The organism is Actinotignum sanguinis (genome assembly GCF_003957255.1).
In the GTDB taxonomy this organism is placed as follows: Bacteria; Actinomycetota; Actinomycetes; order Actinomycetales; family Actinomycetaceae; genus Actinotignum; species Actinotignum sanguinis.
In genome coordinates this window covers 48,529-66,805 of the sequence record NZ_QDIE01000003.1, presented here as the reverse complement: position 1 = coordinate 66,805, position 18,277 = coordinate 48,529, and the positions used below count along the sequence as shown (strand labels likewise).

Sequence of the window (18,277 nt, the reverse complement as noted above, 5' to 3'; positions counted from 1 at the left end):
GGCCCGCGGGCTGATTTTTCCCTCGGAACCCGGGCTGAGCTAGGGCCGCGAGTATCGAACACGAGGCCGATGTGTTCCGCATGATGAGTCGCCAGCATAGAAGCATGACAACACTTCCCATAGAAACCAAGGATTTATCCAAAATTTATCGTGGTCAAAGTGTGCTCCATAATCTAACGCTGAGTTTCCCTCCCGGCCAGATAGTGGGTTTAGCTGGCCATAACGGTTGCGGAAAATCCACACTCATACGCCTCTTAGTTGGCCTGGAACCACCCACGCATGGACAAGCTCTCATCTTTGGGCATCCCTACCGACAACTGGACTACCCGCTTCGCTACGTGGGAACCCTCCTGGGTGGTTCGGGGGCAACTCGCTCGCGTACTGTGCGCCAGCATCTGGCATGGATCGCAGCTACCCATCACTTCGCGAGCCAGCGCATTGACGAGGTACTGCATACGGTTGGTTTGGATCACGTGGCCACTCGAAAAGCCGGAAAGCTCTCTCTGGGCATGAATCAACGTCTCGGTTTAGCGGCCGCGCTTCTCGGCGACCCTCCTGTGCTGCTACTAGACGAACCTTCCAATGGTCTTGACCCGCAAGGAATCGAGTTACTGGCGCAGCTGATTGCAATGTGGCGGCGTGAGGGAAAAACGGTTGTGCTCTCCAGTCATCTGTTGGATTTCCTTGCCGATACCTGTGATCGTCTGGTGGTCCTGGAACAGGGCAGCGTGGCGTACGACGGCGCAGCCACGTTGGCTCACGGCAACCTGCCATCCGGCCGATGGCCATCCCACCCGAATACAACCGAAAAGGCTACCGGAGCCGCGAACCACGAAGGAGACACCGATGCTTAGGTTATTTCCGCGGTTAGTGCGCGCACAATGGGTTCTCTGGTGGACCTCACGATCTGTCCGAATCGCATTTTTGGCATGTTTCCTGCCTGCGGCATTGTTCTTATTCGTACAGTACAGCTACGGGAAATTCTGGCACGCCGATTATTCTCTATTCTTGCAGACGCTCCTTATGCTCTCCCTTGCCCCCATTATTTCCGGGGTGGGATCCGTCTCCGAAAACTTGGTTCCCCTGGAGCCCCACCACGCTTCCACCCGAACTCTCATCGCGGTAGCGGTGCCACGTCGTTTCGCCTGGGCGGCTGCTCATCTACTGGTAGGTTTCTTCTTTGTCGTCATGTACCTCAGCCTTGCCCTGCTTGTCGGCTTTGGCGTGGGTGCCTTCCAGTGGAGCAACTTCAATGTACAAGCTTTATGTGGCCTCTTCATCTACTGGAGTCTGCTGTGCTGGTTAGCTTCCTTCCTCACCTCGGTATTCCAATCCGGGACGATCCCTCTCCTCTTTCTTCTGCTCAATCAGTCAGTTGTTCCGCTGTCGTTCCTTTTATCTCGGGTCACGCGCCTCGCACGTTGGAGTCCGGACCTGGCCGCTTACGGCCTTATTTTGCAGGGTGACATGCTCACCAATTCGGCTATGTCACCAGAACTTGCTGCGGATGTAGCCGCTCATTGGAGCACAAATATCTTCGTTCTGCTCGCGTGGATGATTCTCATTGCACTCGGGTTTTTCTGGTCCGAACGCCGCAAGGCCACGGCATGACTAACTCTTGGTATGCCCGAGGTAGGGTGATCTGGCACCTGCGCGGCGCGCTCATTCAGGTGGCTTCGCAGGTACGAATCGGTGTCGTTCTCGGGCTGTGTGTAGTTGCCGGGAACATGATGACCGCCCTGCAACTACTTCCCCGCGCCGGCGAACTTCCCGCGGGTTGTGCAGGTTTATCTACCGCCATCGCGGTCAGCATTGTTTTTGCGCAGCCCATTGCGGCTGTCCTACCGTGCGTGTTGCTAAATTTCGATGATCAACCGCGTTACCGTGATATCACTACCTTGGTTCTCCCCGCCACACTACTGACCCTGCTCGCCCGAGCCATATGTAGTGGCGTGGCGGTGTGTTTGTGGGGATTGAGTCAGGCCATTGGCGCCGTGGTGATGTACAGATTTCTGGCACCGCGCGGTATAGATGCCTCAGGTCTGAGTGCCGAAGAGTGTCGCGAACTGTTGCTAGCCTCGCTACCTTCGGTAGGCGCGGTACTCGTGTATCTTGCCCCCCTGTGCATATTCTGCGTGGGTATCTGCCTTATTTTCCGATCCCGATATTCCAGCGTGGCCGTTCTGCTCACAGTTGTGGCAGTTATCGCTCCTCTTGTCCAGACCCTTCTTCCCGAGGTAGGAAAGTACCTTCCCGGAATTGCCGGTATCAGTATCCTCAAGGGTGACGATTCCGGGAACATGCTTCCACCCGGAACCGGGCTTCTCGTATTGCTCTTCTCCAGTTTGCTGCTCATCGGTGTCGCCGCGTTGAAACATTGGATACCTCTACGCCGCGGACGTACCCGCAGATAGGAACTGGTACGTTTTCCTGTCGTAGGGGCGGATTAGACTACGAAGCACCAGCACAGAAGCGCGGCGCGGGCCGCGGAAAGGATAAGAACCGTGTGGACCACGCTGCCGCTTATCGGCTTTGATACAGAAACAACCGGGGTGGATCCCCGCCGGGATCGCCTCGTTACCTGCTCACTCGTGCGGGTGGATAGTGAGGGAACCTCACGGCGCTATTGGCTGGCGGATCCCGGGGTGGAGATTCCGGAGGCAGCCAGCCAGGTGCATGGCATTACCACGGAGCAAGCCCGTGCGGAGGGCCGGCCCATCGCGGAAGTCCTCGGTGAGATCGCGGATATTTTGGGTGCGCAGCTCGCCGCCGGCCAGCCCGTGGTGGCTTTTAATGCCTCTTATGATTTCGCGCTGCTCGAAAGTGAACTGGCCCGCCATGGGCTGCCCACCCTAAGCCAGCGCCTGGGTGGTGAGATTTTCCCGGTTATTGATCCCTACCTATTGGATCGCGGGGTGGATCGCTACCGGAAGGGTAAGCGCCGCTTGGAAAACCTCGTCATGCACTACGGGGTATTCCAGGATGATTCTTTCCATAATGCGGAAGCGGATGTGGTGGCCACGCTCCGGGTATTGGGAGCCATGTTGGAGCGCTTCCCCCAGCTTCGGGAGAAGGAGCTGCGGGAAATCGTGGATATTCAGATCGCGGCCGAACGCGAATTCCAAGAATTTTTACGCAAGGTAGGCCGCTCGGATGGCCCTAAGGAAGGCTGGCCCGTCCCGCGCGCATAAACCCAGCCCTGCAGAAAGCTGGCCTCACAGGAATCCGACCACGCAGGAAGCCGGGTTGCAGCGTCGTACGTTGCGGCGCATAGGGAAGGCCGGGAACATATCAGTGTGTTCCCGGCCCTCACTACCGCCTTACTACCGCCTTCAGCCATGCCACTCGCGGTGGTTCCCACCGGAAGGCTATGTATGGCTAGGCGCCTTTAGGACTTGAGCCCGGAGTAATTCGGGGCTTCTACGGTCATCTCCACGTCGTGAGGATGCGATTCCTTGAGGCCGGCACCGGTCATGCGAACCATACGGCCCTTTTCCTTGAGTTCGGCAATGGTGGAGGCACCCGAGTAGAACATGGTCTGGCCCAGGCCACCCACCAATTCGTAAAGCACCGAAGCCAGCGGGCCACGGAAGGGAATCTGGCCTTCAATACCTTCCGGAATAAGCTTCGCATCGGAGGTCACATCGGCCTGGAAGTAGCGGTCCTTGGAATAGGACTTCTTACCGCGCGAACTCATCGCACCCAGGGAGCCCATGCCGCGAAAGTGCTTGTATTGCTTGCCGTTCACGAAAATAACCTCGCCGGGGGTTTCCACGCAGCCCGCCAGCAGCGAACCGAGCATAACCGTATCCGCACCGGCCACGATGGCCTTGCCAATATCCCCGGACCAGTGCAGGCCGCCGTCCGCGATCAGCGGGATACCGGCCGGCTTGCAGGCGCGCGCCGCGTCAACAATCGCGGTCACCTGCGGCACGCCCACGCCGGCCACCACGCGGGTGGTGCAGATGGATCCGGGGCCCACCCCAACCTTGACCGCGTCAACCCCGGCATCGATCAGTGCCTGGGCACCCGAGCGAGTAGCAATATTGCCGCCGATAATCTCCACGCCGTCGAAACCAGAATCGGCACGCAGGCGGCGGATCATATCGAGGGCAAGCTTCGCTTCCCCGTTCGCCGAATCAATCACGAGCACGTCCACACCCGCGTCGGCAAGCATCCCGGCACGCTCCCACGAATCAGTCAGGTAGCCAACACCCGCACCCACAAGGAGGCGACCCTGGGAATCCTTGGAAGCATTGGGGTACTGCTGGGTTTTGACGAAATCTTTGACGGTGATGAGGCCGGTGAGGCGCCCATCCTCATCAATAAGGGGCAGCTTTTCAATCCGGTGGCTCTTGAGAAGCGCCCGAGCATCCGCGCGGGACACACCCGTGGGCGCGGTGACCAGCGGCATGCGGGTCATCACATCCTCAACCCGGGTGGTGGCGTACTCATCTTCCGGAACGAAACGCAAATCACGGTTGGTAATAATGCCGAGCAAGTGCTTCTGCTCATCCACAACGGGAAGGCCAGACACCCGATACTGCCCGCACAGGGCATCAAGCTGGGCGATCGTGGCATTCGGAGCAACGGTCACCGGGTCGGTGATCATGCCGGATTCGGAACGTTTGACCTCGCGAACCTGCTGGGCCTGATCTTCCGGGGAAAGATTACGGTGAATAATCCCAATACCGCCCTGGCGTGCCATCGCAACAGCCATATCGCGCTCCGTCACCGTATCCATGGCCGCGGAAGCCATGGGGGTTTTCAGCACAATATTGCGGGTCAGGTGGGAAGAGGTATCGACTTCGGAAGGAATAACATCAGTTGGTTGCGGAACAAGCAACACATCGTCATAGGTTAGAGCAAGAGGAGCAAAATCGTTCACGAAATCCATTTTCCCATGTTATCGCGCCTAGCTGATAACTCCAATGCGGCCGGCACGCGAAAATCAACACAGCTCGCGCGCATCCCGCCCCCGGACACAGCTGCAAACTCCCAGTTCACGAGCGTGCCCGCGGCTTATATACAACTAGCCCGCAGGCCGGCGGACTCACCTAGGAGCCACGCCAGCCCGCGGGCTAGCAGCGTGGGAGCGCCTCCTTAGCGGACTCGGTGGACGGCCGGAGTATCTACGCCGTCGCCATTCCAGTCACCCAGGAGATGCGCATCGGTGTGCTTACCGAAGGAGTACACCGCGCTGGCCGGGCCGGAGCTCAAGGACCCGGCCAGGTAGTAGGCGTTACCGCGGACCACCGCAATGGTGTCCTTTCCGTCGCCATCAGTATCGCCCACCAGGGCGATATCCGAGGCGCGCCCGAAGGAAAAGACGGTCGAAGCAGCCCCGCCCAGAGAATCCTGCACGAAGAAAGTATTACCGCGCCGGACCGCCACTTCGTCGCGGCCGTCGCCATTGAAATCGCCGGCCAGGTAGGTATCCCCGTGGCGCCCGAAAGTGAAGACGTGGTCGGCCACGCCGCCGCGCAGGGAATCTACCGCGTAAATGGTGTTTCCACGCACCACGGCTACGGTGTCTTTGCCGTCCCCGTTCCAGTCGCCGACGAGCACCCGGTCACCGGCCTTCCCGAAAGCAAATACCTCGGTGGCATTCCCGGCAAAACCATTGCTCAGGAGGAACTGGTTACCGCGCACAACACCGAGGCTATCCACGCCGTCGCCATCCCAATCACCGTAAATGAAGTTTTCCCCGGAACGCCCGTAGGCGGCATCAATGCTGCCGGCCCCCGAGTTCCAGTTATTGGTGGCGATGAAGCGGTTACCTGCCGGAGCACTCGGCTTTGCCGGCTGTTCCGGGGCGGGATTCGGGGTTCCGGGCTCCGGCGTACCCGGCTGCGTCGGTTCCGGTTTGCCCGGCTCCTCACCCGCACCCGGATCCGGCGTTACCGCGGCGGGAGCAACAGCCACCTGGAAGGACACATCGGTGGGCCCGGCCACCACCCGCAGCACGGAATCCGCGGGGGCATCGGCTGGAACCGCGACCTGCACGGTGGCCCGGCCGGTGTTATCAAGAGCCGGAGTGACGGTGGTGTCCAGCGCCGCGCTACCAACTTCCACCCCGTTGAGGTAGACGTTGACTTTCTCACCCTTGGGTTCGGTAGAGGTATGGGCCAGCGAAGAGAAGCTCAGCTCCGCGCTTTCCCCGGCCTTGAGCACATCTTCTCCGGTGATGCCCACTGAGGTCTGGTTGTAACGCACCTGGTAGTCGGGGTTAGCCTTGAGGAACGCGTTGAATACATCGTTGTCGATAAGCCCGGTATCGGCGTAATTGCTGCCTTCGCCCAGCACCGTGAAGCCGTCACCGCCGGCCAGGATGAACTGGTTGGAGGCCACGGTGTAGACCTTCTTCCCCTCCCGATCCAGCTTCTCACCGTTGATGTAGACGGCCTTGACGCGCTGGCCCGGGGTGGCATCCGCCGCGGCGTCGAAAACGTAATGCATATTGTAGGAAAGCCCGAGGCGCAGCATGGGCCGCGAGGCGCCTTCCTTATCATTCCACTGCTGTTCGAGCATGGTGTAGATCTGCGCTTCGGTCAGATCCACGGTGGCGTAGGAGTTCCCGAACGGCTGCACCGTGTAGGACTCCTCCAGGGTGACGATGCCGTCCCCGTTGGGGTCCAGATCCGCACGGATCCCGCCCGGGTTAATAATGCCGAAATCGGCCTTTTTCTCCATGCCCTGAGAGTACTGGTAGAAAGCTTCCGCGATCATATTGCCGGCCGAAGATTCGGTCCCGCGGTTCGCGCCGGTATCGCTCCCGTTATTGGTGCCACGGTTCGCGATTCCCTCAATGGTCCCGATCTGCTGGGCGCCCAATTCCTTGGCTTTCGCTTCGGCAGCCTGGTACATCTTGTCAATATCGGCTGACTTGGGGGCCTCGGGGTTCTTGTAGTCAATCGCAATATTGGCGGCCTGAGCACTCACGAGCTTCTTAGCTGCGGCGTCGTACACAAAAGTGTAACGGCCGTACATGCGCCCGTATTCGCCCACTTCCAGAACCGGTGCGCCCGAAGGCGTGGTCACGCTATCCACGGCGAGGTGCGTGTGACCGGCGACGACGGCGTCCACATCGCTTCCGAGCGTTGCCGCGACCGCATTATTGGCGTGCATCAGGGCGACGACGATATCCGCCTCCCCGTTGCTTTCGTCCCCATCCTTGAGCAGCGCGGCCTGGGCATCCACAGCCTTGACGGGATCCTTAATATCCAAGCCGGTAATCGCGGTGGGAGACACCAGGGTATTGAGCTCGTCAGTCACGCCGGAGACGAAAGCCACCCGCACTCCGCCAACTGTCTTAGCGGTGTAGGGAGCGATTTTTTCCGTATCGATACCGCCCACACTCGCCAAAGTCCACGGGAATTCGGAGGCCGGTACGATGCGGTTCTCGAAATCCTTGACGCCCTGGTCGAATTCGTGATTGCCCGCCCCGGAAAGGTCGAGCTGCATGGCGTTGAGAATATCGAGGGTGGGCTGGTCATTGGCGATCGAAGAAACGTAGGCGGAGCCGCCCACCAGATCCCCGTTGCCCACGAAGAGAGTATTCGGATTGGCCTTGCGCAGCTCATCAATCTGGTAATCGAGAGCAGCCGCATTCTCGATATGGCCGTGGAAATCGGAGATCGCCGCGATGTCAATGGTGACGTGATCGGCTGGCGCTGCATGGGCCGGCGTGGTGAGCACGCCGGCACCCAGTACCGCGACCGCACCGAACGCGGTCATGCGCCGAAGGGAGAATATGGTCATGGTGTTCCTTCATCCGAGGGAAATAGGACACCGCCACCCTACGAAGCGCGGGTTAACGCCCGGCCAAGTGAATGTGACTGGAAAGTGAGCGCCGGGTGGCCGGGGCCGGTGGGAAGCCGCGAGCGCGCCGGCCCCGGCCGGAGCTGGCGCGCAACCAGCCACCCGCCGTTCCAGCTATTCGACCGTCACCGATTTGGCCAGGTTGCGCGGTTTATCCACGTCATAGCCGCGCACCGCCGCCATCTCCGAGGCAAAGATCTGCAGGGGGATAACGGTCACGAGCGGCATCATGAGGGTGGGCGTGCCGCGGGGTGCCCAGAATACCGAGGTGGCGAAATCGCGCACGGCGTCGTCGCCCTCCTCCGCAACCACAATGGTACGGGCCCCGCGCGAACGGACTTCTTGCAGATTCGAGAGCGTTTTCGCGTGCAGCTCGGGGCGGCGCGGGGTCGGGACGATCACGAAAATAGGCAGATCTTCGGTCACGAGCGCAATAGGGCCGTGTTTGAGTTCCCCGGCGGCGAAACCTTCGGCGTGCACGTAGGCAATTTCTTTGAGTTTGAGGGCGCCTTCGAGCGCGATGGGGAAGCCGACGTGCCGGCCGAGGAAAAGCACCGAGTTTTCGCCCTTGAACTCGCGGGCCAGGGCGCGGATCTGCGGTTCCTGGGCGAGCATTTTTTCCATGCGCGCCGGCATGCGTTCGAGTTCGTCGAGGTAGCCGGTGATTTCGTCGCGGAATTTATTGCCGCGAATCTGAGCCAGGTAGAGTCCAAGCAGGTAGGAGGCGGTGATTTGGGCAACGAAGGCCTTGGTGGAAGCCACCGCGATTTCGGGGCCGGCGTGGGTGTAAAGCACCGCGTCGGATTCGCGCGCGATGGTCGAGCCGTACGTGTTCACGATGGCAAGGACTTTCGAGCCCTGCTCGCGCGCGTGGCGCACCGCCATAATCGTGTCCATCGTTTCCCCGGATTGCGAGATAGCGACGACGAGGGTCTTCTCCCCCACCACCGGGTCGCGGTAGCGGAATTCGGAGGCGAGCTCCACCTCCACCGGGATGCGGCACCAATGCTCAATGGCGTAGCGGGCCACCTGCCCGGCATAAGAAGCGGTACCGGCGGCAATAACAATAATTTTATCGATGGTGCGCAGCACAGATTCACTAATGCGCATCTCGTCCAATTGAAGAGAATCGTTGACCACGCGCCCGCGTAGCGTATCGGCGACGGCGCGCGGCTGCTCGTGGATCTCTTTGTCCATGAAAGTGGCGTATCCGCCCTTGACCGCTGCCGAGGCGTCCCAATCCACCGTGAATTCCCGGCCCGCGCGCGGCGAGCCGTCAAAACCGAGAAGGCGCACCGTATCCGCGCTGATTTCCACCACGGTATCTTGAGGCACTTCCAGAGCGCGCTGGGTTTCGGAGATAAAAGCGGCCACATCGCTGCCCAGGTAGTTCTCCCCCTCTCCCAAGCCGATCACCAGCGGGGAATTACGCCGGGCCGCCACCACGGTATCGGGGCGGTCGCGGTCGATTGCAACAAGGGTGAAAGAGCCGTCAATAATATTCGCGGTGGCGAGCATAGCGCGGAAGAGGGCCGAGCCTGAATCTGCGGCGCCGGTGATGGACTCCGCGGCCGTCGCATCTACCGCGGCCGTCGCCTCTACCGCGGCCAGCTGCTGGGCGAGGATATGCGCCGCGATTTCCGAATCGGTATCGGAGATGGGAGTAATACCGTCCGCCGCGAGCGCCTGGGCGAGTTCGCGGTAGTTTTCGATAATTCCGTTGTGGACGATAGCAACCCGCCCGTCAAAAGAGACATGGGGATGGGCATTGGTATCGGAGGGCGAACCGTGGGTAGCCCAACGGGTGTGCCCGATGGCCACCTGCGCGGGCGGCAACGGAGTATCGCTAAGGGCGTGGCGCAGGTTATCGAGGCGCCCGGCACGCTTGACCGCACGCAGGCCTTCCGGTCCCGCCACCGCTACCCCGGCCGAGTCGTAGCCGCGGTATTCCAGGCGGGCTAAGCCTTCGAGGACCACCTGAAGGGCGCGCTGTGTACCGCTGTTTGTTCTTCCCTGTTCTGCTCGCGAGCGCGGGCCCGCGTACCCAACAATTCCGCACATGGAAGTTAAAGTACTGCGCCGGTGGCTCCAAGAAAAGAGCCAACACCCTTAAAAGCCACATATTTGCGCAGGTCAGACAAATTTAGTTACGGGCATCCGGAAACTTGCTCGCCAACGCCACTGCAGCGCGTACGAGGCGCGTACAAACCTGGTTCTTAGTACCCACACGCACATGCCATGTAGCTCACCTCACAAATAGTTGTCAGACTTAAAGTCCATAAAACGCTTGCGCCTGGGCGTAGACCTCCTAAAATGTTCACAACAAGGACCGGTCATCTTGTAGACGGAGTACCCAACCCAGTTGGGAGCATCGACAGCGCTGCCGATGCGAGGTGCTCCACATATAGCAATCCATCGAAAGTGAAGACTGGTGAAACGGTTATATAGATTCATATCATGCGCAAGCGCGTTCCTGCTCGCCTTGCCAGCCGGGGGCACGCTCGTCGCGCACGCGGCGGAGGAGGCCGAGGGAGCAGCCCCGATTCATAAATACTCCTTCAATACCGACCTCGCGGATTCTGCGGGCCAACGCAATCCAGATCAGGCACAGGCGCCGCTGGTGGCCGGCGTATCCGGCACAGCCCTGCGGGTCGAAAACGGTAAGGGCCTGAGCTTTTCCCAGCCGATCTCGATTGGTGAGAACGACCCGTGGTCGGTGAGTTACTGGGTGCGCTCGGATGCGGCGCCGCGTGAGCGCTCATCAGTCCTCATGGATAAAGAGAAGAATTTTTCTTTTGATCTCAAATTAGCTGCCGGCCGCCAAGCTGGATTCCATGTAGGTCAGCGAAGCGGTGATGTTCTCACCTTCAAATACGATTTTGCCGGTGGCACCTGGTATCACGTCGCGTGGACGCAGTCGAAATCCGCTGGCATGACGATGTATGTCAACGGACAAGCCGTTGATACAAATGCCTGGACAAAGAACCACCGCGCCCTCATCCCAGCGGACATCATTGGTGGAACGGGTTTCACCGGTGCCATTGATGAGCTGGCGGTTTACGCCTCTGCGCTGAGCGCGGCTGATGTGAAGGCCCTTTATGACAAGGAGCGGCCGCAGAATTCCGGCCAAGAAAATCCAGATCCGGGAAATCCGGTTCCAGATCAGCCGGATCAAGATGAACCTGCGCAAGCTCAGCTACCGCTGCGCAATACCATCCCCGAATACAAGCTCAGCGCCGATAACGTGAGCACCGTTATGCGCCAGCCGGGTGGTAACCGCCAGTACTTGGGCCAACCCGATGTGGTTCAAACGAAAACGGGGCGCTTGATTTCCGCTTTCCCGGCCGGGCACGGTAAAGGTCCGCTGGTTATGATGGTCTCGGATGACCAGGGAGCCACCTGGACAGAGAAAACCGATACCCCGAAGTCGTGGACCGGTTCGCAGGAGACTCCCACGCTGTATTCCCTGATCCGGGAGGACGGCTCGGAGCGCCTCATGCTCATCACTGCTAACCCGGGCTGGGGCGTTGATAATGCCGGCAACCGCTACGGGTGGAATACCTCCTATTCGGATGACAATGGCGAGACGTGGAGCGAATACAAGAATTTCCACCCGGTACGTCAGCACGACGGGAAGGCAAACGCCGCGATTGTGGCCATGGCGTCACTGGTGCAGCTGCGCGATGACGCAGGTCAGCCGATTCAAAAATGGATGGGTGTGTACCACGACTACAGTTTCGTCAATTACAAGACCTACCTGACCTTCGAGAACGGTGTTGAGAAGTGGTCTGATCCGGTTCCTTATCTTGCGGAATACCGGGATATTGAAAAGTCCCATCAGATGTGTGAGATCGGAATGTTCCGTTCTCCCGATGGCAAGCAAATCGTGGGTTTGGCGCGCAGCCAGTCCCACGCCCATCTCCCCACGATGATTGTGTCGAAGGATGAGGGGAAGACGTGGTCGCAGCCGGTCGAGCTTCCCGGTTCCCTCGCCGGAGAACGGCATAAGCCGACATATGATCCCGTTTCGGGCCGTGTGGTGGTTCCGATGCGGGAAATCCGCTACGACCTCAACGGGAACGGGCGCCACGATGGGGCTAGTGACTGGAAAGCCGGCAACTGGGTGGCCTGGGTCGGCACTTTTGATGATTTGATGAACCAGCGCGCAGGCCAGTATCGCATTCTCCTGGAGCGGGACTGGTCGAATAACCGTTACGGCGGGGATACCGGATACACGGGCATCACAACGCTGCCCGATGGCACGTTTATCATGCATTCCTACGGCCACTGGGATAAGGACTTTTCACATTCGTGGAAGGGAACGTCCGGGCGTGGGTACGATGTGCGCACCGATCTGGCCTATATCAAACAAGCGAAATTCACCCTGGCTGGGCTTGAGCAATCAGCAGGTATTGCGCAACCCGATCCGAAACCCGTTCCTTCAGTAACGACGACGCCTACCGAGAAACCGGCACCTTCGGCACAGCCCGTTCCCTCGGCTACGCCCACTCCCCCGGTGCCGCCGGCGCCTACGGCCCAGCCGACGCCAACAGTGAAGCCAGCTCCTACAGAAAAGCCGGATCCAACAGTGCAGCCGACTCCCACGGTGTCCCCTGACCCGACTCCGGCGCCTGACTCGACTCCGGCGCCTAGCCCGAGCGCAACTGATGTTCCGGAAAAACCGGGTAACACCGGCAATACGTTCTACCTGTCCAATGATTGGGATTCAGCGGGAGCCCCGCAAGAATTCTCCTACGGGCGAGCCGGTGACGAAGTCCTGGCCGGGGACTGGAATGGTGATGGTCAGCAAACTTTGGCTGTCCGCCGTGGCAACCAGATCTACATCAAGAACAGCCTCGCTGGTGGAATCGCAGATGAGGTGATCTCCTTCGGGCGCGCTGATGACACTATTGCGGTCGGTGACTGGGATGGCGATGGTAAGGATACCTTCGCGGTCCGGCGCGGCAACCAGATCTTCGTTCTCAACTCGATTCGTTCGGGTGCAGCTGATGCAACCGTGAGCTTCGGGCGCGACGGCGATACCTTGGTCAGCGGTGATTTTGACGGTGATGGGAAGGCCAGCTTCGCGGTTCAGCGTGGCAATCAGTTCTTCGTGACTAACTCGCTCACGGGTGGTAAGGCTGAGGTGAGTTTCTCCTTTGGAAGGATTGGTGACCGAGTCTTGGTAGGTGACTGGGATGGCGATGGCGTGGATACCTTCGCGGTGCGCCGCGGCAACCAGGTATTCCTAGCAAATTCACTCAAGAGCGGCAATGCTGATGTGGCGCTGGCGTACGGAAATCCCGGCGACCAGCTGCTCGTGGGCGATTGGGATGGTGATGGCGTAGATACGCCAATGCTCCGCCGCTAACACAGCATTGCTTGCAGCCTGCTAACAACTAACGCCCGCGGGATGCTCGCCCACCGGCCAGCATCCCACCCATGACAAACGGAAGGGGAGACCCCGGATTATCCGGGGTCTCCCCTTCCCTCACGTTCAGCTAGAAACAAAGTGGACGTGGCTGACAGTTTTCCGCTAATTTTCTGTTCCTGACGCACACTTGACGGCCCGAACGGTCCGGAATGCACTGTGAGACTTGTGCGTAGCTGATCTGGGATCGGCTGGCCGTGAGCCCAGCTGCACCGCAATTAACTGTCGAGCTAGCCCCGGTCCTCTTGAGAGTGCGGATCTGAGTGCGCATCAGGCTGCCCCGCGGCGTCGGGCTCGGCACGCGGCGGAATAAAGTTAACGCGGTGCGGCCTGAATTCAAAACCACCCGGCTTTACCGTAATAATCGTACTGGTGTCCTCCGGTAAACCGAGCCGCTTGCGGCGCTCGACCGCTCTGCGCCGAGCTATCTCCCGCCGCTCTATGCGGGTTTCTATGATGAGTTCCTGAAGTGCTTTCTTGGCTTTCAGAGCGGCTTCTCTCTCCTCCGCTATGGTCAAGCCGGATTTCCACTGCCGTATCCCGATCACCTCAATAATCGCGACCGCGGTAGCCACACCACCACAGATGAGTGCCTGCCGAGAGTCCCACGTCAGTGCGAGCGCGACAAGAAAATAGACCCCTGCGAAGAATGCAATCCGGCTCAGCGGAGGAAGCCATCCTCCCGGGTGGGGGTGATGGTACCTTTGCTGTTGCCACAGGTGCGGGATGGTCGAAAGAAATTCAACAGCCACGGTGCTCAGCACAACAATGAGCAGCAGAGCGAAAAAATTCACCTGATGAGAGAGGAACAACCTGCTCAGCGCCAGCGCAATCACGATACCTATCGCGGTCAGCGTGCCGACAATGAGGTGCCCGCTCCATGACTGGCGGAAAGGCACCGGCGTCCAATCCGGATCCGGAGAAACACGAACCATAGCTATCCCTTCACTCGACGCATGTGCAAAGTGTGCGCGACGGACAGTTTTCCGCTAATTTTCTGTTCCTGACGCACACTTGACGGCCCGAACGGTCCGGAATGCGCACCCTGTCCAGATTCAAAACTTGCGCCTGCTCCTCGCCGTGTTCCGTCACAACCAAACTGCCACCTATTGGCGCCTCAATTTAGGCTCCAAGCATTACATCAGCATTTCTTTCACATGCTATTAGCTAGTCGCCCCTGGAGGCTTGTTTTGCCTCACCCTCAATCTCCTTGATCGCTCTAAGATAGTCTTTCTCAACCGGAGATAGAGTCTGAGTTTGGAATTTGCGGTACTCGCTGATCGCTTTATCCACGGCTTGCTGGTGACTGATCTTTCCAGCGCCACAGAGCACTGGTTTGCCGGTAGCGGCCAAAAGTTTGTCGAGATGCTCGACATAGTCGGCCATACGCATCGGATTGTGGCTCATTGCCTGGACTTCAGCGAAATCAAAATAACCCGACACCAACCTGTTCAAGATTTTAAGCTCATCTTCACTCAGGTAATTCTTCGCGATTTTGACCTCGGATAATACCGGCAAGTCACCTTTGAACGTAGTTAGCCCCATGAACGGCTGAGTGGCATCAGCACGTTCATAGATCACCTCAGCAGCAGTGTGCCCATGCACAGCGTAATGGAGTTTGTTTTGCACCATTTTAAAAAACGCAACTGACTCAGCACTACGCGGGTCATAATCAACACTCGTGGCATACAGGTCAAGCACTTGCCGGTACATCACCTTTTCTGACGAGCGAATGTCCCGAATGCGCTCCAGCAGCTCACGCCAGTAGGCGCCACCACCAAAGTTTTTCAACCGCTGATCATCAAGAACAAAGCCCTTGACCAGATACTCTTTCAGCCGCTCAGTTGCCCACCTGCGAAACTGGGTTGCCGTCTTGGATTTCACCCGGTAACCCAACGAAATAATCATGTCGAGGTTGTAGTGGGCGACCAGGTAGCGTTTACCGTCAGCGGCAGTTGTTCGGAATTTCCGAACAACTGATTCTTCGTCCAGTTCACCTTCTTCGAAAATATGCTTGATGTGCTCACTGAGATTGGATTTCGAGGACTGAAACAACTCTGCCATCTGTGCTTGAGTCAACCAGACTGTTTCCCCTTCAAGGCGCACCTCAATATCAGCAGCGCTATCAGGGTTGCGGTAGATCAACACCTGCCCAGCATCCGCCTGAGCATCGAATCCTTCTTCATTTGGAACGCTATCCATCACACCCCGTAGAACGTTTATGCAACATGTTGAACACAAGTGTATGCAAAAACGTGGTGGGGCCGGCCCAAACGAGCCAGCCCCACCACGTACTACGCTGCCGCCGAATCGCGGCGCTACTAGTTGCCGCAAAAACGGCGCTGCCTAGGTGATGTTACTTTTCCACCACGGCGAGCACGTCACGCGCGGAAAGGATGATGAATTCATCCCCGCCGTACTTGACTTCGGTGCCACCGTAGCGGGAGTACACCACAACGTCCCCCACCTTGACATCCATGGGGACGCGGTTGCCCTTGTCATCAATACGACCCGGGCCCACCGCCAGCACGGTGCCCTCCTGGGGCTTTTCCGAAGCGGTATCGGGAACGATCAGACCGGAAGCGGTGGTCGTTTCTGCTTCTGCCTGGCGGATAACAACGCGATCCTCAAGCGGCTTAATGGAGACCGACATGCGGCTCCTCCTTACTTCTCAACTCGTGCACTACAAACGCGCTCAGAACCGGGACCCGCCGTCGCGGGGGCCGGGCCCGCACTAAGCACAAGCCGTAGCATGAACTACGTCCGCTATTAAAGGTAAGCCGCACTTAGCACTCAGTCAAGGTGAGTGCTAAGGATTTGCGAAAAGCGAAGTTTCTCGCACGCGCGCTTAGTTCACCTCATCAGGGTGAGAGCTCACCCGCCCGGCTTCCCCGGCATCCAGCCCGGCAATCGCCTGCATGTGCGCGGCACTGAGCTCAAAATCGAAGATATCGATATTCTCCTCCATACGCGCCCGGTGGGTAGTTTTCGGGAAAACAATATGCCCGCTTTGCAGATGCCAGCGCAGCGTCACCTGCGCGGCCGTTTTCCCGTACGCGCGAGCCGCGGCCGCAATCGGCCCCAGCTCATCAAGCCCGTACTTGGACTGCCCCAGCGGCCCCCATGCCTCGATCTTGATATCGCGCGCGGCGCAATACTGGGAAACGTCGCGTTGCTGGAAACGCGGGTGCAGCTCAACTTGGTTCACGGCCGGTACGACGCCGCCGTCGGCCAGGATGTGATTGAGATGCGCAGGTTGGAAATTGGATACGCCCACCGAACGGACCAACCCGGACTCCCGGAAGCTCACCAGATCTTTCCATGCCTCCCCGTACAACCCCTGCTGGGGTGCCGGCCAGTGAATGAGATACAGATCCACGTAATCAAGCCCGAGTTTCTCCAGGGATTGCGCCAGCGCGGCCGGAGCATCGGCCTGCCGGTCATTCCACAGCTTCGTGGTGATAAACAGCTCCTCGCGCGGGATACCGGAGGCCGCAATCGCGCGCCCCACCTCAGCTTCATTTCCGTAAATGGCTGCGGTGTCAATATGCCGATACCCGGTGGCCAGCGCCTCGCTCACCACGCGCTCCGCGTCTTTCTGCTCCACCAGGAAAACGCCGAAGCCGAGCTGCGGAATGGTGTGTCCGTCGTTCAATGTTACTGTCGGAATATTAGCCATATCACATAGTGTGCCAGGTGTGGGCCGACCTCGCCAGGTTTCACCTCCCAAGCACGTTAGGTTCCACCTCTCCGGGCACGCTAGGCTAGGAGCGTGGAACAGCTCGACGTCGCCCACTGGCTCACCTCCCCCGCCGGGCAGGCCCTCCTCGCCACCATGCCGGCTCACAACGTGGCCGACGCTTTCAAACTTTCCGCTGAGCTGCGTGAACGCGGCCTCAGCCCCGCGCAAAGCTCCGCTGTTCTCACCCAGACCCGCTTGCGCGATGCCGCCCGCGCAAAATTCGGGGAACGTGCCGCGCACATGTTCTTCACCGACGCCGGCCTCCAGCAATCCACCCGCGCCAGCGTGGCCCGCCAGCACGCCTCGGTCTTCCAGCGTGCCGGGGTCACCTCCGTGCTCGATTTCGGGTGCGGGATCGGGGCGGATTGCCAAGCCTTTGTGGACGGCGGCCTGACCGCCCTGGGAGTGGAGCGCGACCCGGTCACCGCTCATTTCGCGCAGGCTAATGCCGGCTGTGCCGTCGTACCAACAGACGGGTACGCCCTGCTGGAGCAGTACGACAACCGCGAGGGACTGTGGTTAGATCCGGCGCGGCGCGATGCGCGGGGGAAGCGCATTCCGTACCCGGAGCACTGGCAGCCGGCCCTCAGCGATGCCATTGCGCTCGCGCGGGAGTTCCGGGTGACCGGGATTAAGCTCGGGCCCGGGATTCGCTACGCGGATTTGCCCGCCGATGCGTTTGTCGATTGGGTGAGCGTGGACGGAGACCTCGTGGAGGCGGTGGCGTGGTTTGGTACGCGCGATCCGGGGCGCGGCGCCACGATCCTCACCGAAAAGGCCGGGCAGCACCGCGGCACCACGTCCGCCACTTCCACCAGCCCCGCTCCCGGGAACTTGGTCGGCTACTACCGCACCTGGCGCGGGGATCCGAGCCAGTCCGCCGCTCCCCTGCCGGCCCGTCCCCTGGATGCCTACCTGTATGAGCCGGATCCGGCGCTCATGCGCGCCGGCGGCCTCGACCAGGTGTGTAGCGATTTTGATTTAGCTCCGATTTCGCCCGGGCTCGCGTATCTAAGTGGCGACGCCGTCGCCTCTCCGCTCCTCGCCCGTTTCAAAATACTCGACGTACTCCCGCTGCACGCTAAAACCGTAGCTGCCGAGCTGCGCAAACGCGGCGTGGTGCGGGCAGAAATCAAAAAACGCGGAACCGATATTGACCCGGCGATCTTCCGCAAACAACTCAAGCTGCACAAGAACGCCGGGGATGCCGAGGCCACGGTGATCCTCACCCGGATCCTCGGCGAGCACCGCGCTATCGTGGCCGAACGCGAAGGGTGGTAGAA

Annotated in this window: 13 protein-coding genes; 6 read left to right on the top strand and 7 right to left on the bottom strand. The window is 59.6% G+C overall.

Annotation, left to right across the window (positions count from 1 at the left end; genetic code table 11):
• Positions 1-80 precede the first annotated feature (80 nt).
• From DDD64_RS01635 to DDD64_RS01620, 4 genes are all read left to right on the top strand, one after another.
• A complete protein-coding gene (locus DDD64_RS01635; protein WP_126134719.1) occupies positions 81-854 on the top strand; it encodes an ABC transporter ATP-binding protein in 774 nt (257 codons plus the stop codon).
• 154 nt (positions 855-1,008) lie between these two features.
• The gene (locus DDD64_RS01630) at positions 1,009-1,611 is read left to right on the top strand and encodes a hypothetical protein (RefSeq protein ID WP_126134718.1); all 603 of its coding nucleotides are present in this window, start codon (positions 1,009-1,011) and stop codon (positions 1,609-1,611) included.
• A gap of 26 nt (positions 1,612-1,637) precedes the next feature.
• Complete coding sequence (locus DDD64_RS01625; RefSeq protein WP_126134717.1) at positions 1,638-2,414, top strand: hypothetical protein; 777 nt, start codon at positions 1,638-1,640, stop codon at positions 2,412-2,414.
• A 90-nt stretch (positions 2,415-2,504) separates the two neighbouring features.
• Positions 2,505-3,191 carry an exonuclease domain-containing protein gene (locus DDD64_RS01620; protein WP_126134716.1) on the top strand — a complete coding sequence of 229 codons (687 nt, stop codon included), beginning with the start codon at positions 2,505-2,507 and terminating at the stop codon, positions 3,189-3,191.
• A gap of 197 nt (positions 3,192-3,388) precedes the next feature.
• On the opposite strand, the gene guaB is transcribed toward DDD64_RS01620, so the two are convergent.
• The 3 genes from guaB to glmS all read right to left on the bottom strand — a co-directional run bounded on the left by guaB (position 3,389) and on the right by glmS (position 9,882).
• Positions 3,389-4,897 carry an IMP dehydrogenase gene (gene guaB, locus DDD64_RS01615; RefSeq protein WP_026428247.1) on the bottom strand — a complete coding sequence of 503 codons (1,509 nt, stop codon included), beginning with the start codon at positions 4,895-4,897 and terminating at the stop codon, positions 3,389-3,391.
• Positions 4,898-5,103: 206 nt separating this feature from the next.
• A complete protein-coding gene (locus DDD64_RS01610; protein WP_126134715.1) occupies positions 5,104-7,761 on the bottom strand; it encodes a 5'-nucleotidase C-terminal domain-containing protein in 2,658 nt (885 codons plus the stop codon).
• 174 nt (positions 7,762-7,935) lie between these two features.
• On the bottom strand, positions 7,936-9,882 hold the full coding sequence (glmS, locus tag DDD64_RS01605) for a glutamine--fructose-6-phosphate transaminase (isomerizing) (RefSeq protein ID WP_126134714.1): 1,947 nt from the start codon (positions 9,880-9,882) through the stop codon (positions 7,936-7,938).
• 421 nt (positions 9,883-10,303) lie between these two features.
• On the opposite strand from glmS, the gene DDD64_RS01600 reads away from it, so the two are divergent.
• Complete coding sequence (locus DDD64_RS01600; RefSeq protein ID WP_164545870.1) at positions 10,304-13,192, top strand: LamG-like jellyroll fold domain-containing protein; 2,889 nt, start codon at positions 10,304-10,306, stop codon at positions 13,190-13,192.
• 290 nt (positions 13,193-13,482) lie between these two features.
• Here the strand turns inward: DDD64_RS01600 and DDD64_RS01595 are convergent, their stop codons facing one another.
• The 4 genes from DDD64_RS01595 to DDD64_RS01580 form a co-directional block, all read right to left on the bottom strand.
• Entirely contained in the window at positions 13,483-14,187 is a 705-nt protein-coding gene (locus DDD64_RS01595) for a hypothetical protein (protein WP_126134712.1), read from the bottom strand.
• Between the two features lie 232 nt (positions 14,188-14,419).
• Positions 14,420-15,454, bottom strand: coding sequence for a virulence RhuM family protein (locus DDD64_RS01590; protein ID WP_126134770.1), 1,035 nt, complete (start codon positions 15,452-15,454; stop codon positions 14,420-14,422).
• A gap of 154 nt (positions 15,455-15,608) precedes the next feature.
• The gene (gene groES / locus DDD64_RS01585) at positions 15,609-15,905 is read right to left on the bottom strand and encodes a co-chaperone GroES (protein WP_016443059.1); all 297 of its coding nucleotides are present in this window, start codon (positions 15,903-15,905) and stop codon (positions 15,609-15,611) included.
• Positions 15,906-16,100: 195 nt separating this feature from the next.
• The gene (locus tag DDD64_RS01580; protein ID WP_126134711.1) at positions 16,101-16,931 is read right to left on the bottom strand and encodes an aldo/keto reductase; all 831 of its coding nucleotides are present in this window, start codon (positions 16,929-16,931) and stop codon (positions 16,101-16,103) included.
• A gap of 93 nt (positions 16,932-17,024) precedes the next feature.
• Between DDD64_RS01580 and DDD64_RS01575 the strand changes: the two genes are divergently transcribed.
• Complete coding sequence (locus DDD64_RS01575) at positions 17,025-18,275, top strand: class I SAM-dependent methyltransferase (protein ID WP_126134710.1); 1,251 nt, start codon at positions 17,025-17,027, stop codon at positions 18,273-18,275.
• Positions 18,276-18,277 lie beyond the last annotated feature (2 nt).

What these genes read in the sequence shown, in the direction of transcription:
- DDD64_RS01635 (WP_126134719.1), top strand. Translation starts at nt 81, where the DNA reads ATGATGAGTCGCCAGCATAGAAGCATGACAACACTTCCCATAGAAACC.
- guaB (WP_026428247.1), bottom strand. Translation starts at nt 4,897, where the DNA reads ATGGATTTCGTGAACGATTTTGCTCCTCTTGCTCTAACCTATGACGAT.
- DDD64_RS01610 (WP_126134715.1), bottom strand. Translation starts at nt 7,761, where the DNA reads ATGACCATATTCTCCCTTCGGCGCATGACCGCGTTCGGTGCGGTCGCG.
- glmS (WP_126134714.1), bottom strand. Translation starts at nt 9,882, where the DNA reads ATGTGCGGAATTGTTGGGTACGCGGGCCCGCGCTCGCGAGCAGAACAG.
- DDD64_RS01595 (WP_126134712.1), bottom strand. Translation starts at nt 14,187, where the DNA reads ATGGTTCGTGTTTCTCCGGATCCGGATTGGACGCCGGTGCCTTTCCGC.
- DDD64_RS01590 (WP_126134770.1), bottom strand. Translation starts at nt 15,454, where the DNA reads ATGGATAGCGTTCCAAATGAAGAAGGATTCGATGCTCAGGCGGATGCT.
- groES (WP_016443059.1), bottom strand. Translation starts at nt 15,905, where the DNA reads ATGTCGGTCTCCATTAAGCCGCTTGAGGATCGCGTTGTTATCCGCCAG.
- DDD64_RS01580 (WP_126134711.1), bottom strand. Translation starts at nt 16,931, where the DNA reads ATGGCTAATATTCCGACAGTAACATTGAACGACGGACACACCATTCCG.